Origin of the sequence: Methyloversatilis thermotolerans, from assembly GCF_000372885.1 — a bacterium.
Lineage (GTDB): Bacteria > Pseudomonadota > Gammaproteobacteria > Burkholderiales > Rhodocyclaceae > Methyloversatilis > Methyloversatilis thermotolerans.
The window spans coordinates 1,427,775-1,451,830 of record NZ_KB889967.1; the positions used below are offsets into that span (position 1 = coordinate 1,427,775).

A 24,056-nucleotide genomic window follows, 5' to 3' on the forward strand; every position below is an offset into this window, starting at 1 on the left:
CCGGCGACCCCGGCCGGCACGTTCCGTGCGGTGGCGCGACTGTGGATGTCCGTAATCCGCACGATTGCTGCAATGCAATATACTGAGTCGGACGTCCTTTGCATGAAGGCCGCCCCACCCGCCTGGCGGGTCCGCGGGGTCTGCTCACTGAACTGTCCAGCCACACCGGACGCACGCATGGCGACGGGAGTTGACGATGCAGTACGAGCATTACCTGAAATCGATGTTCGAGCCGCAGTCGGTGGCGGTGCTTGGCGCGACCGAAAGAGCCGGGGCCTGCGGCTCGGTCATCATGCGCAACATGATCGACAGCGGCTTCGCCGGTGAGCTGCATGCGATCAATCCGAAACACGACAAGGTGTTCGGCCGGCCCTGCGTGGCCCGGCTGGAGGATCTGCGCAAGCGTCCCGACCTGGTCATCCTGTGCACGCCGGCACGCACCATCCCCGGTCTGATCGAGGAATGCGGTCGCGCCGGCATCAAGGCCGCCATCATCGTGAGCGGCGGCTTCACGGAAGCCGGGCCAGCCGGTGCCGAGTTGCTGCGACGCACGCGCAGCGCGGCCAAGCGCGGCGGTGTGCGGGTGATCGGTCCGAACTGTCTCGGCCTGCTGCGGCCTTCACTCGGCCTGAACGCCAGCCATACCCGTTCCTCGGGCAAGCCCGGCAGCATAGGCCTCATTTCCCAGTCCGGCGCGGTATGCGCGGCCCTGCTCGATTGGGCGCAGTCGAATGGCGTCGGTTTTTCCACCGTGGTGTCGCTGGGCGGCGCCATGGACCTGGATTTCGGTGAAATCCTCGACTACATGATCGCCGACCCGAAGACGGAAAGCGTATTCATGTTCATCGAGGGCGTGCGCGATGCGCGCCGCTTCATGAGCGCCGTGCGCGCGGCCGCCCGCGTGAAGCCGGTGTTCGCGATCAAGGTCGGCCGTCACGCCACCGGCGCGCGCACCTTCGAATCGCACACCGGCGCGCTGGTCGGCTCGGATGATGTGTTCGATGCCGCACTGCGCCGCGCCGGCGTGGTACGGCTGTATTCGCTGGGCCAGATGTTTTCCGCCGCCAATGCGCTGTTTACCGGCTTCAAGCCAGCCGGCAAGCGGCTGGCCATCGTCACCAATGGCAGCGGACCGGCCATGATGGCGACCGACCGCGCGACCGATCTGGGCATTCCGGTCGCCATGCTGGCGCCGGAAACGCTGGATGTGCTGAACCGTGCACTGCCACCGACCTGGTCGCGCGGCAATCCGGTGGATCTTGGCGGCGACGCGGATGCCGCGCGCTATCATGCCGCGCTTGAAGCGGTGCTGGCCGACCCGGGCGTGGATGGCGTGCTCACGCTGCTGTCGCCACTGGTCTCCACGCAGCCCACTTCCATCGCCGAAACGGTGATCGAACTGGCCAAGACCGCCGGCAAGCCGATGATGACCTGCTGGATGGGCTGCGAACAGGTGCGTGAGGCACGCGCACTGTTCGAGGCCGCCCACATTCCCAGCTTCCGCTCGCCGGAGCCTTCGGTCGAACTGTTCCATCACATCGCCTCCTACTACCGCAACCAGCAGTTGCTGCGCCAGGCGCCGGCATCGCTGGCGCAGGACCTGGATCCGCCCTCGGTCGAATCGGCACGCCTGGTGATCGAAACCGCGCTGTCGGAACGCCGCACCACGCTGACCGAAATGGAATCCAAGGCGCTGCTGGCGGCCTTCCGCATTCCGATCGCGCAGACCGTGGTCGCGCGCAGCGCGACCGAAGCCATGGTGTATGCGGAAGAGATGGGGCTGCCGGTGGCGATGAAGATCGACTCGCCGGACATTTCCCACAAGAGCGATGTGGGCGGCGTGCGCCTGCATGTGGACAATCTGCGCTCGGTGCGCGACTGCTGGCAGGAACTGATGAGCGAAGTCGGTCGCCGCAGGCCGGAAGCCAAGCTGCGCGGCGTATCGATCGAGCCCATGGTGATCAAGCGCAACGCGCGCGAACTGTTCGTCGGCGTGGTCAATGACGAGGTGTTCGGGCCGGTCATCAGTTTCGGTTACGGCGGCACGCGCATCGAGGTGCTGGGCGACCGCGCGGTCACCTTGCCGCCGATCAATGTCGAACTGGCGCGCGACGCGATACAGCGCACGCGCGCCGCCGCCATGCTGGGCGAGTTCCGCGGCATGCCGCCGATAGATATGGATGCGCTGGAGCGGGTGCTCATCCGCGTATCGGAAATGGTGTGCGAGCTGCCATGGATACGCGAGATGGACATCAACCCGCTGCTGGTCGACGAGGACGGCTGCGTGGCGGTGGATGCGCGCATCACGCTGGCCGACGTGCAGCCGACCGCCACGCCGTATTCGCACATGGCCATCCACCCCTACCCGGCGCGGCTGGAGCACGTGGTGACCTTGCCCAATGGCACGCGCGCGCTGATCCGGCCGATACGCCCGGAGGACGCCGATCGCGAGGCGCGTTTCGTGCGCGAGCTGTCGCCGGAAACCCGTTACCTGCGCTTCATGAGCACGATCAAGGAACTGCCGCCGCAACTGCTGGCCCGGCTCACGCAGATCGACTATGACCGCGAAATGGCGCTGGTGGCGATTGCCGACGACGATGCGGAACAGCTCGGCGTCTGTCGCTATGTGGTCAATCCCGATGGCGAAAGCTGCGAATTCGCCATCGTCATCGCCGATGCCTGGCAGCGCCAGGGACTGGCCCGCATCATGATGAACCTGCTGATCGAAACCGCGCGCGAGCGCGGTCTGCGCGTCATGGAAGGCGTGTTCCTCGCGAACAACGAGCGCATGCTGCGCTTCGTGCAAAGCCTGGGCTTCCATATCAGCCGCGACCCCGAGGACAGTTCGCTGGTCAATGGCGAACTGCTGCTGCGCAGCGCATGAGCGGGCCGATGCGCTGCGGCTGGTGCGGCACCGATCCGCTCTACGTGAGTTATCACGACGAGGAGTGGGGTGTGCCGGTGCGCGACGAACAGGCGCTGTTCGAGCGCCTCATCCTCGAGGGTGCGCAAGCCGGCCTGGCGTGGATCACCATACTGCGCAAGCGTGAGGGCTATCGGCGAGCCTTCGACGGTTTCGACCCGCAGCGCATCGCGCGCTATGACGATTCCGATCGCGCGCGGCTGCTGGGCGATGCCGGCATCGTGCGCAACCGGCTCAAGATCGACGCCGCCATCGGCAACGCGCGCGCACTGCTGGCGCTGCATGAACGCGGCCAGTCGCTGTCCTCGCTGGTGTGGGACCGGGTGGATGGCCAGCCGATGGTGAATCACTGGCGCTCGCTGGCCGACTGCCCTGCGCGCACCGACCTGTCGGACCAGTTGTCCCGGGATCTGGGCAAACTTGGCTTCCGCTTCGTCGGCAGCACCATACTGTATGCATGGATGCAGTCGGTCGGCATCGTGAACGACCACCTGGTCGACTGTTTCCGGCATCGCGAGCTGATACGGCCGGTGGGCTGAGCGAGCGCGCCCCCTGCGGTGGACGTCGCACGCGGCGGGTTGAACGCGCGGCGCGTCACACGCTCTCAGTCGTCGACCTCGCCCGCGATGTTTGCGCGCGACGCTTGCCCGACTACGCCGACATGACCGCACCGCCGTCCGACGATACGCCCCTCGATACCGATCAGCCGCGCGAACCCTCGCCCGCCGAGTTGCGTCGCATGGTCGCCGGCTCGACGCTGGCCCGGCAATTGCGCGCAGCGCGTGCGCGTCCGTCCGGTCCCGCCACGGCACGCCGGACGCCCGGCCGCCGCCGTGCATCGGGCGATCTGCCCGATGCCGACGAACTGCAAGCGCGCGTCGCGGCGCTCTATGCCTCGCGCGGCTGGCGCGTGTTCGATTTCCAGCGCACCGTATGGGACGCGCTGGCGGCCGGACGCTCCGGTCTGCTGCATGCGGGCACCGGCTCGGGCAAGACACTCGCGGTATGGATCGGCGCCCTGCTGCGCTGCGCCGCGTCGGACACCGGCGGCGGCACACTGCGCGTGCTGTGGATCACGCCGATGCGGGCCCTCGCCGCCGACACCGCGCTCACCTTGCAACAATCGGCCAACGGGCTCGCACTGGACTGGGAGGTCGGGCTGCGCACCGGCGACACCGGCAGTGCGGAGCGGGCACGGCAGGCGCGCGCACTGCCGCAGGCCCTGGTCACCACGCCGGAAAGCCTGTCGTTGCTGCTGTCGCACGCCGGCAGCCGCGAACAGCTGTCCGGTCTGTGCGCCGTGGTCGTTGATGAATGGCATGAACTGATTGCCAACAAGCGCGGCGTTCAGGTTCAGCTCGCGCTGGCCCGTCTGCGCGGCTGGCAGCCCGGGCTGCCGGTCTGGGGCCTGTCGGCGACGCTGGGCAATCCGGACCACGCGATGCAGGTGCTGTGCGGCGAAGGCGGCCAGCGCGTCGCCGGCGACATGGAACGCCCGGTGCGCCTGGACAGCCTGATTCCGGAACGGGTGGACCGCTTCCCCTGGGCCGGACATCTGGGTGTGCAACTGGTCGATGCCGTGGTGGCCGAACTGGAATCCAGCGGCTCGACCTTGTTGTTCACCAATACGCGTTCGCAGGCCGAGCTGTGGTACCAGGCCTTGCTGCAGGCGCGACCGGACTGGGCCGGCCTCATCGCGCTGCACCACGGTTCGCTGGCGAGCGAGGTGCGGCAGTGGGTGGAGGCCGGCCTGAAGGACGGTCGGCTGCGCGCCGTGGTATGCACCTCGAGCCTGGATCTCGGTGTGGACTTCCTGCCGGTGGACCGCGTGCTGCAGCTCGGCTCACCCAAGGGCGTGGCGCGACTGATGCAGCGCGCCGGACGCGCCGGCCACGCGCCCGGGCGCACGCCGCACGCCACCTGCGTGCCGGGCCACGGACTGGAATTGATCGATGCCGCGGCGGCGCGGCGAGCGGTACAGGCCGGTCGCATCGAGCCGCGCACCGCCCCGGAGGCGCCGCTCGACGTTTTGACCCAGCATCTGGTGACACTGGCGCTGGCGGGCGGTTTCGACGCCGACGCGCTGCGCGCCGAAGTCATGCGTTGCTGGAGCTACCGACAGCTCGACGACGCCACCTGGAACTGGGCACTTGATTTCGTTACGCGCGGTGGAGCCGCTCTGCAGGCCTATCCCGATTACCACAAGGTGGAACACGACGCGGACGGCCTGTACCGGGTGCCGCGGCGCGACATCGCCCGCCGCCACCGTATGCAGATCGGCACCATCACCGCCGATTCGGCGGTGGACGTGCGTTGGGCGCGCGGCGGACGCCAGGGAAGCGGCGCCGCACTTGCCGGAAGCCGGCTCGGCCAGGTCGAGGAATCCTTCATCGGCCGGCTCAGACCGGGCGACTGCTTCCTGTTCGCCGGACGCGTGCTGGAACTGGTGGCGGTACGCGACATGCAGGCGCTGGTGCGTACCGGTAACCCGGCGCGCGGCACGGTGCCGCGCTGGGCCGGCGGCCGCATGCCGCTGTCCAGCGAACTGGCGCGCGAAATCCGTCACCTGGTCGGGCTGGCGGCGCGCGGCGAGCATCCCGAGCCGGAAATGCGCGCCTTGCGGCCGCTGCTCGAAGTGCAGGCACGCTGGTCCGCGCTGCCGCAGGAACACGAGCTGCTGATCGAGTGCATGCAGTCGCGCGAGGGCCATCACGCCTTCATCTATCCATTCGCCGGCCGACCGGTACACGCCGGCCTGGCGGCACTGTTCGCGGGGCGCATCGCGCGCCACCGGCCGATCACCTTCTCGCTGTCGTTCAATGACTACGGCCTGGAGCTGCTGTCCGCGCAGGCGGTGGACTGGGCCGCGGAAATCGACGCCGGCCTGCTGTCGGGCGACGGGCTGGAAGAGGACATCGAACACTGCCTGAATGCCGCCCAGCTCGCGCGGCGGCGCTTTCGCGAAATCGCCCGCGTCGCCGGCCTCACCTTCCAGGGCTATCCCGGTCAGGGCAAGTCGGCGCGCCAACTGCAGGTGAGCAGCGAATTGCTGTTCGACGTGTTCAGCCGCCACGATCCGCACAACCTGCTGCTGCGCCAGGCGCGCGGCGAAGCCCTGCGGGAGGAGCTGGACGCGGCACGCATCGGCGACACGCTGGCCGCGATGCGCGTCGCGCACAGGCGCCTGAGCCGCCCGCCGGCCACGACGCCATTCGCCTTTCCGCTGCTGGTGGCACGGCTGCGCGAACGGCTGTCGAGCGAGCAACTGTCCGAGCGCGTCGCCCGCATGGTGGCCAGCCTGGAACAGGCGCTCGCCGGCTGAGCCGGCGCAGCGAGAATTTCACGCATCGCGCGCATCCCCGCATCGCCTTCGCATGTCGCGCGTGAAACGCTCGCGCGGAAGGCGTCCGCGCGCAACCCGCACACGGCCTTGACTGGCAATGGGCGGAACCACGGGGAAGGCGCTCGCGACGCCTTGCGCCGCACGCCTCAACGCGCGCGTGCGCTGACCTCCCGCACGCGTTCGACCTGATTGTCCAGGCCGAATTTCTTCAGCTTGAGATAGAGGGTGCTCTTCGCGATGCCGAGCGAACGCGCGGCCAGCGCCATATTGCCGTGGCTGCCATCGATCGCGCTCTGGATCGCCTCCAGCTCGGCCTGCTCAAGGCGACGGCTCTCGCGATGATCGCCGGCGAAGCCCGGCGCACGATCGACGGTCGGCGTCACATCCAGCGCCGGCCCGCGCGGACTTCCCTGCGCCATGAGCGAGCGCGGCCGCTCGCCGGTCAGCAGCATGGATTCGAGCACATTGCGCAACTCCCTGACATTGCCCGGCCACGAATACGATGCCAGCTCGCCCAGTTCCAGTGCGCTCAAGTGCGGCACCGGCACGCCATGTTGGGCGGCCAGCTTTTCCATCAGCGCGCGCGCGAGGACGGGAATGTCGCCGAGGCGCTCGCGCAGCGGCGGAATACGCACACTGGTCACCGCCACCCGGTAATAGAGGTCCATGCGGAAGCGCCCTTCGGTCACTTCCTGGCGCAGGTCGCGGTTGGTGGCACAGATCAGGCGGAATTTCACCTTGCGCGGCACGTTCTCGCCGAGCCGGTAGATTTCGCCCTCTTCCAGCACGCGCAGAAGATGAGGCTGCATGTCCAGCGGCATCTCTCCCAGTTCGTCGAGGAACAGCGTACCGCCATTGGCCGCCTCGATCTTGCCGGTCATGCCACCGCGGCGTGCACCGGTGAACGACCCTTCGGCATAGCCGAACAGTTCGGTGGCCAGCAGTTCGCGCGACAGTCCGCCGCAATTCACCGCCACGAAAGGCGCCGTCCTGGCGCTGCCGCAGTCGTGGATGCCACGCGCGAACACCTCCTTGCCGACGCCGGTCTCGCCCAGCAGCAGCACCGGCACGTTCGAGCGTGCCAGATGACGCGCGCGTTCAACCGCTTCCAGCAGCACCGGGTCCTTGCCGACCACACAGTCCAGCTTGCCGGGCTCATGGGCGGCCGCGCCCGGACCGACCGGCTGCGGTACGCCCGGAATGGCGCGCGGCCGGAAGATCGGGATGGTGAGCAAGGTGCCGATGCGCTGGCCGTTGTCGAATACGGGCTCCAGCCATTCCGGCCTGATCCAGCCCTGCAGACCCGCGGGAAGACCATCATCGGTGGCATGCCCCAGCGTGAGCGAGGCAATGTCCATGCGACGCGAACCGATGCGCCCTTCGGCAAGCTGGTTCAATGCCTGCTCGGCACGCTCGTTGGCCTTGACCGGATTGCCGCGCCGGTCGAACACGATGACGCCATCCGAACTGGAATGCGTGAGCCGGTGCATGCAGCGTTCGAGCAGCCTGAAGCGTATGCCCATTTCGTGCTTGGCCAGCCGGCCCTCGATCTTGCTGGCGGTGGCCACGACCAGCGCCAGGCTGTGCTTGTTGTAGGTCTGCTGCAGACCGGACACATCGATCGCGCCGAGCACGCTGTTGTCGTACGGATCGAGAATGACGGTGGACGAACAGGTCCAGCGCTTGATGCCGGCACAGTAATGCTCGGCCGAATGGATCTGCACCGGGTGGCGCACCGCGAGCGCGGTGCCGATGGCGTTGGTGCCGCACGCGGTTTCACTCCAGCTCGCGCCAGGCATCATGTTCATGATGCCCGCTTCGTTGCGTGTGGCCGGATCGCCCTCCAGACTGAGTATGGTGCCGCTGTGGTCGGTGAGCACCATGATGGTCCCGGTCTCGGCCAGGAAATCGCGCGCCATCGCCATGACCGGGGTACTCGCGGTGAGCAGGTCGCCATGCTTCTGGTGCAGCGAATAGAGCGAATTCTCGCTCAGTGGAGGGGGAGCCTGATCGCGACCGGGATCGACATGGGCGTTCAGGCAGCGCCGCCAGGAATCGTCGATCAGGCGTCTCAGCGCGTCGGAACTGCATTCCTCTCCACTGAGCAGACGCTCCCAGTGACGCATCACGTCGCTGTCGCGTTCCGGTCGCGAAAACATCTGGCTTTGATCTTCGTCCGTCAGTTCCATGGCCACCTCCTGTTTGTGGTTGGAGGTCGACGGCACGTGTCCCGGCAACGATGCGCCGGGCCGGAACCCTCTCCTCCTGTTCCGACGTAGCGACGCGCTTCGAGGCGCATTGTCTCGCCGGATCTTGTGAAACCATGTGCGTGCCGGGTCGCTTTTTCCGCGCCGGCCCAGGTGTAACGTCCCGGCGCCAGGAGGGCCGGTCAGATCAGGTTAGCTCAATTCTCGTTCAACTCCAGTGCGATCGCGGTGGCTTCGCCGCCGCCTATGCACAGGCTGGCAATGCCCCGCCGCCCGCCGCCACGGCGCAGCGCGCCGATCAGTGTCACCAGCAGGCGGGCGCCGGTCGCGCCTATGGGGTGACCCAGCGCGCAGGCGCCCCCATGCACATTCACCGTATCCGGATCCAGCCCCAGGTCCTTGATCGCGGCCAGTGTCACCACCGCGAACGCTTCGTTGATTTCGTACAGATCGACATCCGCCGGACACCAGCCGGCGCGCGCGCGCACCTTGCGGATCGCGTCCGCCGGCGCCATCGGAAAGCGTGCCGGTGTGCCGGCATGTCCGGCCTGGGCGACCAGCGTAGCGAGAGGTTTCAGCCCGCGCGCGGCGGCGGTCGATGCGCGCATCAGCAGCAGTGCTGCCGCGCCATCGGAAATCGAACTGGAATTGGCGGCAGTCACCGTACCGTCGCTGCGGAACACCGGCTTGAGCAGTGGAATCTTCTCCGGTTTCGCGGTACCCGGCTGTTCGTCGCGAGTCACTGTGACAGGCCCCGCACCGCGCGCGCCAGCCAGTTCGACCGGACAGGTTTCCCAGTCGAATGCCCCGCCCTCGGTCGCGGCAACGGCGCGATGGAGCGAACGCAGAGCCCACTCATCCTGATCGGTTCGCGAGAAGCCATACTCGTCGGCACAGCGCTCGGCAAACACGCCCATCAGCGATCCGCGCTCGCCATAGGCATCCTCCAGACCGTCGAGGAACATGTGGTCCATCACCCGGTCGTGGCCGAGGCGATAGCCGGTGCGCGCTCGCGCCAGCAGATAGGGCGCATTGCTCATGGATTCCATGCCCCCGGCCAGCACGATGTCCGCGGAGCCCGCCTTGAGCGTATCGCGGGCCAGCATGACCGCCTGCATGCCGGAACCACACACCTTGCTCACCGTGGTGCACGCCGTGCTGTCGGGCAGTCCCCCGCCCAGCGCGGCCTGGCGCGCGGGCGCCTGACCGAGGCCCGCCGGCAGTACGCAGCCCATATAGACCTGATCGACGTCGGCCGTCGCGATACCGGCCCGCTGCACGGCGGCATTGAGTGCGACGGCGCCGAGCTGTGGCGCGCTGGCCGGGGCAAGGCTGCCGAGAAAGCCGCCCAACGGGGTGCGGCAGGCCGAAACGACGACGATGGCTTCACTGTCCGGATTCAACACGACCTCCTTTTGCCGGCACGGCAATGGCCCGGCCGGCACGTGGCAGACGCAGCTACGCGCAAGTTCCGCGCCACCCGTGCTTGATAGAAAAAATATTTCATTTCAATGACCTGCTCCGACAGACGTCCGATTCAGATCGTCATGCGTCCGGAAAACGGACGCATGACCGTATGCATATCGGACGGGTAGCGCTCATGCCGGGGCGCCGCGCAGCTTCATCACCTCGTCCACCGCGCGCGGATCCTCCATCGACGACAGGTCCCCCATCGGCCGTCCGATGTAGGCATTGCGCACGACGCGGCGCAGGATCTTGCCGTTGCGCGTCTTGGGTATCTGCGCCAGCGCGTGGATGCGCGCCGGCCGCAGAGGCTTGCCGAGCAGCCGGGTCACATGTTCCGACAGCTCGGTTTCCCACACGCTCCAGCCCTCATGTCCACTGCGCTTGTCGTGCAGGGTGACGAAGCAGACGACCGCCTCCCCCTTGATGGCATCCGGTACGCCAACCGCCACCGCCTCGGCCACCAGGGGATGGGACACGAGCGCGGACTCGAATTCGTTCGGCCCCAGCCGCTTGCCCGCCACCTTGATGGTGTCGTCGCTGCGGCCATGCACGAACCAGTAGCCGTCGCTGTCTATGCTGGCCCAGTCGCCGTGCACCCACAGTCCGGGCAAGGTGGACCAGTAGCTGTCCTCGTAGCGCGCCGGATCGTTCCAGAAGCCCTGCGTCATGCCCGGCCAGGGCTGGCGCAGCACCAGTTCGCCCACGCTGCCGCGTACCGGCTGCCCTTCCGCATCCACCACGTCGGCCGCCATGCCGGGGATGGGTCCGTTGAAGCCGCAGGCCGTCTGCGGCAGTCCGGGGAAGCAGGCCAGGATGCCGCCACCGATTTCGGTGCCACCCGAGTAATTGATGATGGGTCGCCTGCCCTGACCCACCGCTTCGAACAGCCACAGCCAGGGCGTTTCGTTCCAGGCCTCGCCGGTGGAGCCGAACACGCGCAGGGAACCCAGCGCGGACGCTTCGGGCAGGGCATCGCGACGCCCCATGAGCAGGCGCACCAGTGTGGGCGAAAGCCCGAGGTGGGTCACGTCGTGACGCTGTGCGATGCGCCACAAGCGGCCGGCGTCCGGATGATCCGGCGTCGCTTCGCACAGCACGATGGTGGCGCCCAGCAGCAAGCCGCCGAATACCATCCACGGCCCCATGAGCCAGCCCATGTCGGTCACCCACATGAGCGTGTCATCGGCATGCAGATCGAACGCCATTGCCATGTCCTGCGCCGCCTTCAGCGCGAAGCCGCCATGCGTGTGCACCACGCCCTTGGGTTTGCCGGTGGTGCCGGAGGTGTAGATGAGCATGAGCGGCGTGGCGGGCGCGAAGCACCTGCTTGCGTCGAGTGGCGGCCGCGACCGCGCGAGCGTGGCGTAATCGTGCAGCGCGAAGCCCGGGTCCGGGCGCGCCCGTTCGCCGATGCCCGAACCCAGCCGGTCAACCACGACGACATGTTCGATCGAGTCGCACGCGGCCGCCGCGCTCAGTGCGTCCGCCAGCATGAACACCTGCTTGCCGCGCCGGAAATAACCGTTCGCGCATACCAGCAGCGATGCGCCGGCGTCCTGCACCCGTTGCGCGACGGAATCGGCGGAATAGCCCGAGAACATGGGCACCGAGATGGCCCCTATGCTGGCCGCGGCCAGCAGCATGATGGCCGCCTCCGGCACCATGGGCAGGTAGAGCGCGATGCGACTGCCCTGCTCCACGCCCAGCGCGCGCAAGCCAGCCGCCACCGAAGCCACCTCGCGCTCCAGTTCGCCATAGCGGATGCAGCGCTCCTCTCCGCCGTCGCCTTCCCATCGCAATGCCGGCTTGTGCGGGTCGCACCGCGCATGCTTGCCGATCAGGTTGTCCGCCAGGTCGAGCTGACCGCCGATGAACCACAGCGGCCACATCGGCCCTTCCGACATGTCCAGCGTCTGCGTATAGGGCACCACCCATTCCAGGCCGACTTCCTCGACCACACGGTCCCAGAATACGGACGGCTCGCGCTCCGCCTCTTCCTGCAACTGATCGAGCGATCGATAGCCATACTTCTCTATGAAGCGGGCAAGCCGGGTGTCCCGCCATTCGTACGCCGAGGGCGTGAAGACTTTCATCATCTGTTCCCCTTCAGTGCCGGCTCACCGGCCCGCGCATACCGCGGTAAAAAATGCCCGACCCCGCACGGGCGGGACCGGGCGAAACATGCCGGGAGGAGGGCCAGCACGATATCCAACTGCATTCACTTGCCGGTACCGGTCGCCACTTCCTCGAGTACGTTGAGCGAAACGTCGGTTTCCTTGACGCCCTTGGGATTGGATTTCATGTTGGACGACCAGTTGGTGGCGTGACCGCGCTTGACGTCGATGATGTGACCGATCACCGGCATGACCGCCTTGTAGCCGTCGTCGCCGATGTCAGGCCGGTTCTGGAAGATGAACATCTTCCAGAACTCGCCCTTGCGGTCTTCCGCGTAGCCGAGGTAGGGACGCGGGAAATCCACTTCCATGTACACCACCTTCTTGCTGTACGGATGCTCGTCCGGCGGAATGCCCTCGACCACGTAGACCTCTCGCGGCTCCCAGCCGATGTCCTTGGCCGGGTTGAAGTACGGCGGCTCGCTCATGTTGATGCGCGGGAAGCGCTTCTGCGGTTCGGTCCAGGGCTGCGACACGTCGACGCTCATTTCCGGGCTGTGCGCGATGGCCAGCACCCAGCGCTTCTCGATCAGCTTGTTCGACTTGTACTTGGTGGGCGCGGCATCCCAGATGTCCCAGTCGTCGTACAACTGGTCGGTACCGCCGATCGGATCCATCCACGCGCCACCGGACAGGCGACGCACCCGGCGCACCGACTTCAGATAGGCATAGGAGTCGTCCGGCTTCTTCGAATCGGCCTGGTTGTAGCGCACCGAGAAGGTGCCCAGGCCGCGGATGTCCTGCGGGTAGTGGGCGACGAAGTAGGTCTTCTGCGCGATCGTGCCGTCACCCACCGTGATCGGGCCGCCGTCGAGACGGCCTTCCATGTAGTAGCGACGGGACTGGAAGGCCTGCACGCGCTCATAGCCCTTCTTCGCGTCAAGGAAGGCCCAGGCGATGTCGCGCAGGTCCATCGTCGCGCCATAGGTGGCGGCACGCAGGTTCCAGATCACCTTGTCGCCGGCATGCGGATCATCCATCTTGATGGTTTCCGGCGGAAACATCATGCCCGCCTGCCAGCCCGACACGGTGCGGTCCGCCGGATTGAACTTGACGGTGCCGACATTCTTCTTCGACCACTCGACATACTTCGGGTCCATCTCGATCTTCTTCGAGTGGGCGAGCTTGATGGTCAGGTTGTAGTTCTTGATCATCCACTCGAGCTTCTCCGGCACCATCGAGGCAATGGTCTTGTTCTCGAAGGTGTCGTTCTTGATGCTGTCGTAATTGCTCTTGTCGATCACGAAGCCGGCTTCCAGCTCCTTGCCTTGCGCGAGACCGGACGCCAGACCCACCATCAGTGCCAGCGTGCTTGCCAGGGCGTGCCGGCGCGACGGACCGGCGTGGGCGAATGTAGTGAACAGGTTCATGTTGTTTTCCTCCTTGGGTCAGAACTGCCGGGTCAGGCGAAACACGAGCTGGCTCGCCCGGCTGAAGTAGCCGAACAACTGCGATTCACCGTTGCTGAACTGGGTGCGGTTGCTCTTGCCACCGTCCCAGAAGATGTCCGCCTCGATCTTCGCGAGCCACTTGTCGGAGAAGGTGAGCGCGACGCTGGGGATGGCGAAGCCGCCGCCGTTGGACAGATCGAATCCGACGGCAAGACCGGGGTTGATCGTGTCGTTCCTGTAGTTCAGCGTGGTGAACATGGTGAGGATGGTGCTGTGCTCGTTCAGCTTGGTGCCGTAGGCGAACAGGCGTACCAGATCCTCGTCACCGTCGTAGTTCAGCACCTGGGTGTTGAACAACTGGACCGACGAGAAGGACGGACGCGAGGTACCGAAGATGTTCTCCAGACTCAGGTCCTTGTCGATGCGGATCATGGTCCGCAGCGTGTCCTTCTTCTTGATGCCGTTCAGGCCTATGCCCGGGTTGGCGGCATTGCCGGGGTTGAAGGCGCCACTTCCGACGTTGTAGGGCTGGTCCTTGGTATAGGCGACTTCCGCACTGATCACGGCATCCAGCGTTTCGCTGTAGCCGCTCACCGTGGCGCCGAGCACGTCGATCTTCGGATGGATCAGATCGAACACATTGCCCGGATCGAGCACCGCTTCCTTGTACGGACGGAAGGAGGAATTGGCGACCGGATCGGCGGAGAAGGTGGTCAGGTAGGCGACCGAGTAATTCAGCCCGAACGCCTCCCCGGACCAGCGGATGCCGCCGGTCACGTCATCCATGTCGCCATCCTTGTGATCGCAGTTCTTGTCGGTCACCTGCGACAGGTCGTAGCCGCGGTAAGGCTGGAAGAACCAGCGCCCGCCCCGGATATCGTAGGTGTTGCCGATGTCCTCGCAGCGATCCCAGCCCGGTCGCACGAAGGCGGCCAGCATGCCCTTGGCTTCCGGCACCCGGATCTTGGTCGAAATCATGATCAGCGGCTTGCGCCACTCCTCGTTCTCGCCCTCGAAGAACAGCCGCCAGCTGAAGTCGTAGCCGTGAACCAGGTCCATGGCCTGGAAAAAGTCCGACTCGCCCCACACCAGTTGCTGCTTGCCGGCCTTCACTGTCACCCGGTCACCGATCGGAATCTCCGCCCAGAACTCGCGGATGTCGCCGTTGTTGTAGTTCTCGGTGATGCTGCGGCCGCCGGCCGTGCCATTGGTGGCGCGCAGATCTTCCAGGTCTTCCAGGTAACCGGTCTTGTATTCGCGATCCAGACGCCCGATCGCCTTCCACTTCACCGGCCCTGTCCTCGCATCGGCGTCGAGCAGCAGTGAACCGCGCAGCATGGACAGCTTGCCCGCGCTGTCCTTGCCCACTGCGCCCAGTTCCGGCTGGTCCTCGAGGTTGAACGAGGCCCAGGCGCGCACATAGCCCGACAACTGGAAACTGGAGTCGCTGCTGCTCGCCCAGTTGCCGCCTTCCTTGGCTGCCTCCTCGGCGCCATGCGCTGCGGGTGCTCCCGTCATCGCCAGTGCCGCCGTCACCGCAAGACCGGTGCCGGTCCGCCTGAAGGTTCTGCTTCTTCTCATGTCTCCACTCCCTCCTGTTAGGGACTACCCATGAGCCGCCCGCGCACGCCCGTCGCCGTCGGCAGACGCCGACGGGCGCGACGGGCTGCCCTCACACAACGACTGCAGGTTCTGCGCGTTCGATCGGACGCTGCTTGCTGCCCACTACGAAGGCGGGGCGGAACACATAGACGATGGCTGGCATGATGAACAGCGCACTGAAGGCGGAGATGAACAGCCACAGCGCGATCAGCAGCCCCATGTCGGCCTGCAGGCGGAGCGATGAAAAGCTCCACAGGCCCACGCTGGTGATCAGCGTGAGCGCCGTCACCAGCACGCCCCGACCCGCGCTGGACAGCGCCTTGACGATGGCGCGCTCGACGTTGGGGTTGTGGTGCAGCTCCTCGCGTATGCCATCGACGATGTAGAAGCTGTAGTCGACCCCCAGACCGATGCCCAGCGCGACCACCGGCAGCGTATTGATGTTCATGCCGATGTCGTTGAGCGCCATGTAGCTGAAGGTGATGGTGTTGGACAGCATCACCGGGATCATGAAGAACACGCCGGCCACCGTTGAGCGGTAGGTCACCGTGCAGCACACGACCAGCACCAGAAGCGCGAGCGCGATGGCCTCGATCTGGCCGGCCAGGATCACTTCATTCACCGCCGCCAGCACCCCGACCAGACCGCCGGCCAGCAGGTACTCGGCCTTTTCGATCGGGTTGTTGGCCACGTAGTCCTGCACGCGCGCCACCGCGGTGCGGATGGTTTCGCCCTGGTGATCGCGGAAGAACAGCGTGACCGCGCCGTTCCTGGCGTCGGCGTCGGCGTAGCGGTCCATGTCACCGGGGTCGGAGCCGGACACGAACATATAGGTCAGTTCCGAATTCTCGGCGGCGTCGTTACCCAGTTCCGCGTACATCGGATTGCCTTCGCGCAGCACGCGGCGCACCTGCGGCAGGATGTCGGCCAGAGAGATGCTGCCGCCGACCTCGGGCTGTGCCTCCATGTAGCGCTGGAAGTTCGCCATGCTGGCGAGCACCTCCGGTTCGCGCAGCGCCCCCTTTTCCTTGCCGGCCACCACGACGAACATGCGGTCCGACCCTTGGAACTGACGGTTGATGTCGGTCGCGTCCTGGTTGTATGAGGAGTCCGGCCACAGGATGGGGGAACCCGGATTGGCGTCACCGACCTTGAGGTTGAAGGCGTACCAGCCGGATACCAGGAACACGATGCCGGTCAGCCCGAGCACGACGTAGCGCATGCGCGTGGTGACAATGCCGGCGCAGGTGCGCAGGATGGCGTCGAGCACCGGCCGGATGTTGATCGGGTGCACCGGTCCGCCGCCCGGCCGGAAGAAGGACAGCATGACCGGCGTCAGGATGAGCGCGCTGACGAAGATGGACAGGATCCACACCGTGCCGATGTAGGAAATCTTTTCCAGCATCGGGATGGGCGTGAGCGCGACCACCAGCACGCAGCCGGCATCACACACGATGGCCAGCATGCTGGGCTTGAACAGGTTCTTCGCGCTGGCCACCGCCGCTGCGGCGGACGATCTCGCCCCCTGGGCGATTTCGTCGTCGTAGCGGGAGATGAGCTGTACCGAATTGGAAATCGCCTGCGCAGTGATCAGGAAGGCCACCACGATGACCAGCGGATCGAGGTGGAAGCCCATCAGCCTGGCCGCACCCAGCGCCCAGATCGCGCTCACCACGCCGGCCAGCAGCGGTAGCACCGTGCCATGCCAGGTGCGCGTGATGAGCAGCAGGATGATGACCAGCGAAGCGATGGCCGCGAAGAAGATGCGTATCGTCTCGTCCAGATAGAAGTTTACCCAGCCGTACAGCACCGGTTCCCCGACCACGCGCACCATGACGCCATCGCCGTCGGCTTGTCCGACCAGGCTCATGATCTGGTCGAAGGCACGGCTGTAATTGATGTCCCCGTCGAGAAAGTCGGCGGTGATCAGCGTGGCCTTCAGATCCATCGATACATAGGGGCCGTAGATCAACGGATTGTTCAGCACCGCTTCCTTCAGCACCGCGATCTCGGCCGGTCCCTTCGGCAGCTCCGGCCACATGATGGGCCGCGACTCCACGCCCTCGGTCGACGCGCGCACTTCCTTGATCTTCTTCGACGCGATGGAAATGATCTGGTAGGTGTCCACGCTGTCGACCTGCTGCAGACCGACCGTGATCTTCTGCACCTTGGCCAGCACGGCCGGGTCGAAGATGGTGCCGTCCTTGACCTCCAGCATGATGCTCACCATGTTGGATCCGCCGAAGGTGGACTTGAAGCGCTGGTTCACCGCCACATAAGGATGGTTCTTCGGCAACAGGTCGCTGAATACGGTCTTCACTTCGACATGGCTGGCCAGCCAGCCCATGAAGGCGGTCATCACCGCCACCGTCAGCACCACCCAGGCGCGATGACGGATCAGTGTCGCGAACAGTCGCTCCACCTTGCTGAACGTTTCGTTCTTCACGGCTTTCTCCCTGCCCTGTTGTCAGCGACCGACGATGGTGAGCGTGCCGCCATCGAGCACGGCCAGATTGGCGCCCGCCACGTAGTGACGATCACCGGCGCGGGTGATCTGGGTGCGCCAGGACACGTCGCCTTCGGAAATGCGCGCGGCCTTCCATTCGTTCGCGGCGGCATCCGACGTGACCATCACGCCCTTGTCGCCCACCGCGACCCAGCGCTTCTCGTCCCATGCGATGTCGAGCAGGTGCTCCCGTGTCGGGCGTGCAACCTCGCGCCAGGTCTGGCCCCCGTCCGAGGTCACCAGCACGGTGCCGGTCAGCCCCACCGCCACGCCGTTGAGATCGTCGCGGAAGTCCACACCCATCAGGCTTACCTTGTTGTCGAGTGCGGTTTCGCTCCAGGTCGCGCCACCATCGGTGCTGCGCATAACGGTGCCGAACTCGCCCACCAGCCAGCCCAGACGCCCGCGGAAGAACACGTCGTTCCAGGCGCGATCCTTCTCTTCCATCGCCCGCGTCCAGGTGGCCCCCTTGTCGTCGGAACGCAGCAGGGATCCGAACTCCCCGACCGCCCAGGCAACGCCGTCGAAGATGTGCACGCGGAACAGCTTGTTGGGGTTGTCGGACTTGGGTACCTGCGCGTGCTTCCAGGTGCTGCCGCCGTCGCTGGTGTAAAGCACCACGCCGTGATTGCCCGCCACCACCGCATGCTGCGCATCCCAGGCGGCGATGCCCTGAAGGTTTTCCAGCGTGGTGCTGTCCTGCCGGTGCCAGGTGCGACCGCCGTCGTCGCTGCGCACGATCTTGCCGCCGGTGCCGGCGGCCCACGCGATCTGCGCATCGGGCGCAACCACGCTGAAGAAGTTGTCGCGCCGCTCGACCGCCTTCGGCTCGACCTTGTTGATGACCGCCTCGGCCTTCACGAAGAAGCCCGCGTACAGCAGGCCGCCTATGATGGCAATGGGCAGCGCGGAGGTGACCACATTGACCGCGGCGCGCGCGCCGCTGCCGAACTGCTTGAGCGAGTGAAGCATGTCGATCTCCTTCTGGCGCCGTTGCGCTGCGCGCTCGACGCTTGTCATGACCTGGCGGAATGCGCGGCGCGAGCCGTCCCCTGCAGCCCCGGAAATCGCCCGGGCCGCATGTCCTTGCATCCGTTGTCAGGGTGTCCGGCGGGAAGCGACCGATGCCGCATGGCCACCGCCCGGACGACCGGCCTCCTCCGGCCGGCCGTCCATGGCGCCTGTCAGGCGCCCCGGGGGCGCATCACGCCGCCCGTTCGGGCACCGGCAGGTTCACCCACTCCTTGTAGAAGGCTTCGATATCCGGCTCGAAGTCGTGGATGACCGGATACCAGGGGGTCGGCGCTTCGACGTCGTGCAGCGCGCCGCAACTCGGGCAGTAGTACTCGCGATACACCTGCCACTGCGTATCCGGCGCCATCAGCTTCGGATACACCTCGGTCATCGCCTCCTCGGTATCGCGCACATAGATGTGGGCGTGCATCTTCCAGTTCTCGCGGTAGTCGCAGAACTCGTGGCCGCAGTCGCACTTGGTGACCCACTGCTTGCGGTCGGTCTGCACGATGTAGAGGTGCGGGCCGAGCGGCAGCACGATGCGGTCCTTGAAGCTCACCTTCTTCTGCAGTGCCTCGACGTACTGCTTGAAGCGGCTGTTGTCCTTGGGCATGGACAGCATGCGGAAGGTGGTTTCCCAGTCCAGCGTGCCTTCGACCAGGTGAGCGACCTGCTCATTGGTGTAAGTCGACATCTCTATGCTCCTTGATTCGCGTGATCGTTCGGGGGTGTGCTCACTCTTCGACCTGGACGACAGTGGTGACGTCCGGCATCAGCGACAGGTCCATGCGGTGCTTGGAGCCGTAGGACGGCACGCCCAGCTCGTCCTCGCTCACCATCCAGTCCGCCGGCAGGTTCCAGAAGTCCTTGAACTGTTTCGTGAACTTCTCGGACAGCGCGAAACTGGTGGCGAACATGTGCTGCACGGCGGTCGAGGCATGCTTGTTCAGGATGCGTTCGCGCTCTTCCTTCATCCATTCGCGTACCGGCACCGCGCGCGCCAGACGTTCCTTGCGCATTTCGGCGCGACGCGCGCGGGTCTTCGCGGCATCCACCGTGTACGTGCCCTTCGCGTCCTGCGAGAACACCGCGCCATAGACCTTGCCGGCGTATTCGGGCAGCAGGAAGCGCTCGTTCAGATCCTTCTCGATCGCCGCCGGCTCGCGGTCTATCGGATCGCCGAAGCCGGGGCCGCCGCGCAGGTAGTTCAGGTACAGGTCATGGTTGGCGTAGCAGTCCTCGGTGGTCATGCACTGCTTGTCGCGCTTGACCTGCGCCGTGGCGTCGATGTTGTGCTCATAGGTCGGCGCCGACGGATCGATATCGCCGCCCAGAGGCAGGCTCTCGCCGTTGGCGATACGCCGTTCCAGGCCGGTCTTGTGCGCTTCGAAGCGATAGCCGGTGGCTGACGGGTAGCCGCCCATCAGCCCCCAGTCGCTGTTCATGAAGCCATTGCCCATGAAGAACATGGTCCAGTCCTGGGCGTTCCACACCATGCGCAGCGTCTCGAAACCGCAGCCGCCGCGGTATTTGCCGTAGCCGCCGGAGTTGGCCTTCACGTTGCGGCCCATGTAGAGCAGCGGTTCGGCCATTTCCCAGATTTCGATGTCGCCCATGTCGCCTTCCGGATTCCAGATGGCGGCGGCATGATTCAGGCCGTCCTTGACCGCGCATGCACCGGTGCCGCAGCTCGAGGCCTCGAAGCTGTTCACCGCGTGGATTTCGCCGTCCTGATTGATGCCGCCCCCTTGCAGCCAGTTGGAGGTATTGGCATTGCCGGCGTTCACCTCCTCCAGATAGCCGCGACTGAAGTAGGCCTGCGACAGGCCGCGCCACAGCGCCGCCCAGCCGGACACCAGGAAGTGCCAGGCATAGGCGTGGCCGGTGCGACGATCGTCCGGGTTGCACCAGGTGCCCTTGGGCAGGCGGAACTCGGTGGCGAAGTAGGCGCCATCGTTGATGCGCTGGGTGGGCACCAGGGTCTGGCACATCATGACCCAGATGCCCGAGGTGAACGCCACCTGGTGGGCGTTGAAGGTATGCCAGCCCCAGCGGCTCGCGCCTTCGAAATCGAGGCGCCACTTGCCGTCGCCCTTGATCGTCATTTCGCACGGCGAATGCATGATGGAATCGAGCTTGGCGAAGGCGTTCGACACCTGCACGTCCTCGTGCTTGTACGGCACATCGACGAAGGACACCTTGCGGTACTTGCCGGGCAGCGTCATCGCCTTGATGCGGCTCTGCAGGCCGCGGCGCCCTTCCTCGATCACCTCGTAGGCAAACTTCTCGTAGGCCTCGATGCCATCGGCACGGATCACTTCCTCCACCAGTTCGCGGATCATGTGGCAGCCGGCGATACGGGTCTTCTCGTCGAGAATCCAGTACTTGGGGGTGCGCACCGAGCGCTGCGATTCGTGCAGCCAGTCGCGCAGCGGCGTGTCGTTCACGCCGGTCTTGCGGCAGGTGATCATGTAGCCGTCACCGAAGCGCTGGGTCTGACCGGTGGACATCGAGCCCGGGGTCACCGCACCGGTATCGATCACATGGGTCACGCCCCCTACCCAGCCGATCAGCCGGTCTTCCCAGAAGATGGGCACGATGGTGGCGATGTCGCACGGGTGCACATTGCCGATCGAGCAGTCGTTGTTGGTGAACATGTCGCCGGGATTGATGCCGGGGTTGGCTTCCCAGTTGTTCTCGATCATGTATTTGATCGCCGCGCCCATGGTGCCGACGTGGATGATGATGCCGGTCGAGGTGAGCACGCAGTCGCCCACCGCGTTGTACAGCGTGAAGCACAGTTCGCCTTCCTGCTCGACGATCGGGCTGGCGGCGATCTTCTTCGCGGTTTCGCGGGCGTGCACCAGGCCGCCGCGCAATTTGGAGAACAGCTTTTCGTAGCCGATCGGGTCGGCATCGCGCAGTTCCAGCTTTTCCAGGCCGTTGTAGTGGCCGGTCTTCTGCGTGCGCTCGATGATGCCGTCGCGGAACTGCTTCAGCGTCTGGCCGTTCTTCAGGAGATCGGCAAAGCCGGTCTCGTTGGGGGTCATCATGTTCATGCGGTCTCTCCTTGGGAGTGTGGTCCGGATCGTGCCGCCGGCACCGCTCGGGCGCCGGCAGCCTGCGCTGCGTCCCGGCGCTTACCTGACTTCCTTCAGGTGGAACAGGCGGTGCTTGTCGATGGTGGTTTCGAAGCCATCCGGCACCACGAAGGTGGTGGCATCCGATTCGATGATGGCGGGACCGACGATGTGATTGCCGGCCTTGAGCGCTTCCATCTTCCAGATCACCGCATCCACCCACTTCTTGTGGCGGTAGAACGGACGGGTGCCGATGCGGGCTTCCGGCGGCGGTGTGGGACCGCAGTCGGGGTCTTCCGGCAGCACCGGCTTCTGCGTCGCGACCGTGCCGCGCATGATGGCGCCGGTCGCGGAAAAGCCCAGTTCGGGCGAGCGCGCCGAGCTGGCGTAGACGCGGCCATAGGTGTTCTCGAAGGCCTCGACGATCTTGTCCCAGTCGGCCGCACTCTGGGCGGTGGGCACCGGCGAAATGATTTCGAGATCGTTGAGCTGACCCATGTACTGCATCTTGTAGCCCGGGATGAGCATCACGTCCTCGGCCTTGAAGCCGTTGATCACGAATTCCTCGATCACCTTGCCGGCCAGCTCGCTCCAGGCGTCCTGCAGCGTCCTGCACGCGGCAGCCTTGTCGGCATCGCTGGCGAGCTGCGCCACGCCGAGGTCGACCGACTTGTCGTAGCGGTACTCGAAGTCGGCGCAGGCGCAGCCGAAGGCGGAGAAGCCGGCGGCCCAGGCCGGCACGACCACGTCCTTGAAGCCCACGCCTTCGGTGTAGCCGTAGGTGTGCACCGGGCCGGCACCGCCGTAGGAAAAGCAGGTGAACTCGGCCGGGTTGTAGCCCTTGGCGCTGATGTTGGCGCGCAGGTATTCGGACAGCGTGAGATCGAGCAGCTCGATCACGCCGGCGGCCGCATCTTCCACCGACAGGCCGAGCGGATCGGCGATCTGCGCCTTGATGTGGTCACGCGCACGCTGCACGTCCAGCTTGATCGCACCGCCGAGGAAGTTGTTCGGGTTCAGATAGCCCAGCACCACGTGGCAATCCGACACCGACACCGTTTCCAGGCCGCTCTCCGGCCAGCAGGTGCCGACCCGGTAGCCGGCACTGTCCGGGCCGAGCTTGATCGACTTCGAGTACGGATCCAGGCGCACGAAGGAGCCCGCACCGGCACCCACCGAATCCATCGCCACCAGCGGCAGCGACAGCACCAGACGGGCCATGTCCGGATCGGACTTGATGGCGAACGAACCCTTGGTGATGAGCGCCACGTCGAACGAGGTGCCACCGATGTCCGAGCACGCGATGTTCTCGTCACCCAGCGCCTCCCCCAGCAGCCTGGAGCCGATCACGCCGCCGATCGGGCCGGACACGATGGTGCGCGCCAGTTCCTTGGCCTTCCAGCTGATCGTGCCGCCGTGCGTGGCCATCACGCGCAGGTCGAACTTCGCGCCATGCTTCTTGAAGCGGTCGCTCACCTTCTTCAGCGTCTGGCGCGACGGTTCGGCGCCATAGGCTTCGAGTATGGTGGTGTTCATGCGATGGCTTTCCTTGCGCTGCGGGTAATAGTCCACCGACGCGAATACCGGAATGTCCACACCGAGCTTTTTCAGCTCTTCCTTCGCGATGTCGCGCGCGCGCTGTTCGCTGCTGCCGTTCTTGTGCGACTGCAGGAAGCAGATGACGATGGCTTTGGAACCGGCGTCCACCAGTTCCTTCACGGCGCTGCGTACTTCGGCTTCGCGCAGCGGAATCACCACCTTGCCCTGCACGTCGGTACGCTCTGTCACGCCGCGGGTGCGCGACACCGGCACCAGCGGTTCGTCGTAGCGGTGGGTATTCAGGTGGATGCGGTCTTCCAGCGCATAGCCCAGATAGCTCTGCAGCGCGCGCCCCATCGAATGCACCTGCTCGAAGCCGCGATTGCAGATCAGGCCAACGTCCAGACCTTTGCGCATGAGTACGCGGTTCAGCATCGCGGTCCCCGAATACACGCAAGTCACCAGTTCGGGATACACCTCATCGACTTCACGACCCCAGTGCGCCAGCGCGTCGACCGACGAGTTGTAGATCGCCAGCGATTCGTCACCCGGATTGCTCTGTGCCTTGCCGACCACGAAGCGGCCGTCCGCACGGACAAAGAAGGTGTCGGTCATGGTGCCGCCGGCATCGATGCCCAGCACCTGAACCGACGAGTTATCGATCGTCATCTCCACGTCTCCATTTGAATGTGTCCAACTGCTCTTCGCCCCGACGCAGGGGCGTCGGTAGTGCCTGATCGATCTGGCCGCGATCGAACACAGCTCTGTTCGCAAGGACGGTGCCAGTGCGAAGCGCAGCTTCGCGTGCTC

Annotated in this window: 13 protein-coding genes; 3 read left to right on the forward strand and 10 right to left on the reverse strand. The window is 65.7% G+C overall.

The window, feature by feature from the left end:
- The first annotated feature begins 196 nt into the window (after positions 1–196).
- From A3Q7_RS0106070 to A3Q7_RS0106080, 3 genes are all read left to right on the forward strand, one after another.
- Positions 197–2,884, forward strand: a complete 2,688-nt coding sequence (locus tag A3Q7_RS0106070; protein ID WP_018410968.1) for a bifunctional acetate--CoA ligase family protein/GNAT family N-acetyltransferase — start codon at positions 197–199, stop codon at positions 2,882–2,884.
- Complete coding sequence (locus A3Q7_RS0106075; RefSeq protein WP_026224547.1) at positions 2,881–3,462, forward strand: DNA-3-methyladenine glycosylase I; 582 nt, start codon at positions 2,881–2,883, stop codon at positions 3,460–3,462. Before A3Q7_RS0106070 ends, A3Q7_RS0106075 begins: the two co-directional genes overlap by 4 nt.
- 122 nt (positions 3,463–3,584) lie before the next feature.
- Positions 3,585–6,245 (forward strand): ligase-associated DNA damage response DEXH box helicase, encoded by a 2,661-nt coding sequence (locus A3Q7_RS0106080; protein WP_018410970.1) that lies wholly within the window; start codon positions 3,585–3,587, stop codon positions 6,243–6,245.
- A gap of 167 nt (positions 6,246–6,412) precedes the next feature.
- On the opposite strand, the gene A3Q7_RS0106085 is transcribed toward A3Q7_RS0106080, so the two are convergent.
- The 10 genes from A3Q7_RS0106085 to A3Q7_RS0106130 form a co-directional block, all read right to left on the reverse strand.
- A complete protein-coding gene (locus A3Q7_RS0106085) occupies positions 6,413–8,455 on the reverse strand; it encodes a sigma-54-dependent Fis family transcriptional regulator (RefSeq protein ID WP_026224548.1) in 2,043 nt (680 codons plus the stop codon).
- 215 nt (positions 8,456–8,670) lie between these two features.
- Positions 8,671–9,876 carry an acetyl-CoA C-acyltransferase gene (locus A3Q7_RS0106090; protein WP_018410972.1) on the reverse strand — a complete coding sequence of 402 codons (1,206 nt, stop codon included), beginning with the start codon at positions 9,874–9,876 and terminating at the stop codon, positions 8,671–8,673.
- A gap of 195 nt (positions 9,877–10,071) precedes the next feature.
- Complete coding sequence (locus A3Q7_RS0106095) at positions 10,072–12,036, reverse strand: AMP-binding protein (protein ID WP_018410973.1); 1,965 nt, start codon at positions 12,034–12,036, stop codon at positions 10,072–10,074.
- Between the two features lie 122 nt (positions 12,037–12,158).
- Positions 12,159–13,484: a DUF1329 domain-containing protein gene (locus tag A3Q7_RS0106100; protein ID WP_018410974.1), complete on the reverse strand. Its 1,326-nt coding sequence runs from the start codon at positions 13,482–13,484 to the stop codon at positions 12,159–12,161.
- 18 nt (positions 13,485–13,502) lie between these two features.
- On the reverse strand, positions 13,503–15,086 hold the full coding sequence (locus tag A3Q7_RS0106105) for a DUF1302 family protein (RefSeq protein ID WP_232417845.1): 1,584 nt from the start codon (positions 15,084–15,086) through the stop codon (positions 13,503–13,505).
- Between the two features lie 91 nt (positions 15,087–15,177).
- Complete coding sequence (locus A3Q7_RS0106110) at positions 15,178–17,553, reverse strand: efflux RND transporter permease subunit (protein ID WP_018410976.1); 2,376 nt, start codon at positions 17,551–17,553, stop codon at positions 15,178–15,180.
- Positions 17,554–17,574: 21 nt separating this feature from the next.
- Positions 17,575–18,585, reverse strand: coding sequence for a WD40/YVTN/BNR-like repeat-containing protein (locus A3Q7_RS0106115; RefSeq protein WP_026224551.1), 1,011 nt, complete (start codon positions 18,583–18,585; stop codon positions 17,575–17,577).
- Positions 18,586–18,817: 232 nt separating this feature from the next.
- Positions 18,818–19,321 (reverse strand): acetone carboxylase subunit gamma, encoded by a 504-nt coding sequence (locus tag A3Q7_RS0106120; RefSeq protein ID WP_018410978.1) that lies wholly within the window; start codon positions 19,319–19,321, stop codon positions 18,818–18,820.
- Positions 19,322–19,361: 40 nt separating this feature from the next.
- The gene (locus tag A3Q7_RS0106125) at positions 19,362–21,686 is read right to left on the reverse strand and encodes a hydantoinase B/oxoprolinase family protein (RefSeq protein WP_018410979.1); all 2,325 of its coding nucleotides are present in this window, start codon (positions 21,684–21,686) and stop codon (positions 19,362–19,364) included.
- 81 nt (positions 21,687–21,767) lie between these two features.
- On the reverse strand, positions 21,768–23,915 hold the full coding sequence (locus A3Q7_RS0106130; RefSeq protein ID WP_018410980.1) for a hydantoinase/oxoprolinase family protein: 2,148 nt from the start codon (positions 23,913–23,915) through the stop codon (positions 21,768–21,770).
- Positions 23,916–24,056: the final 141 nt, after the last annotated feature.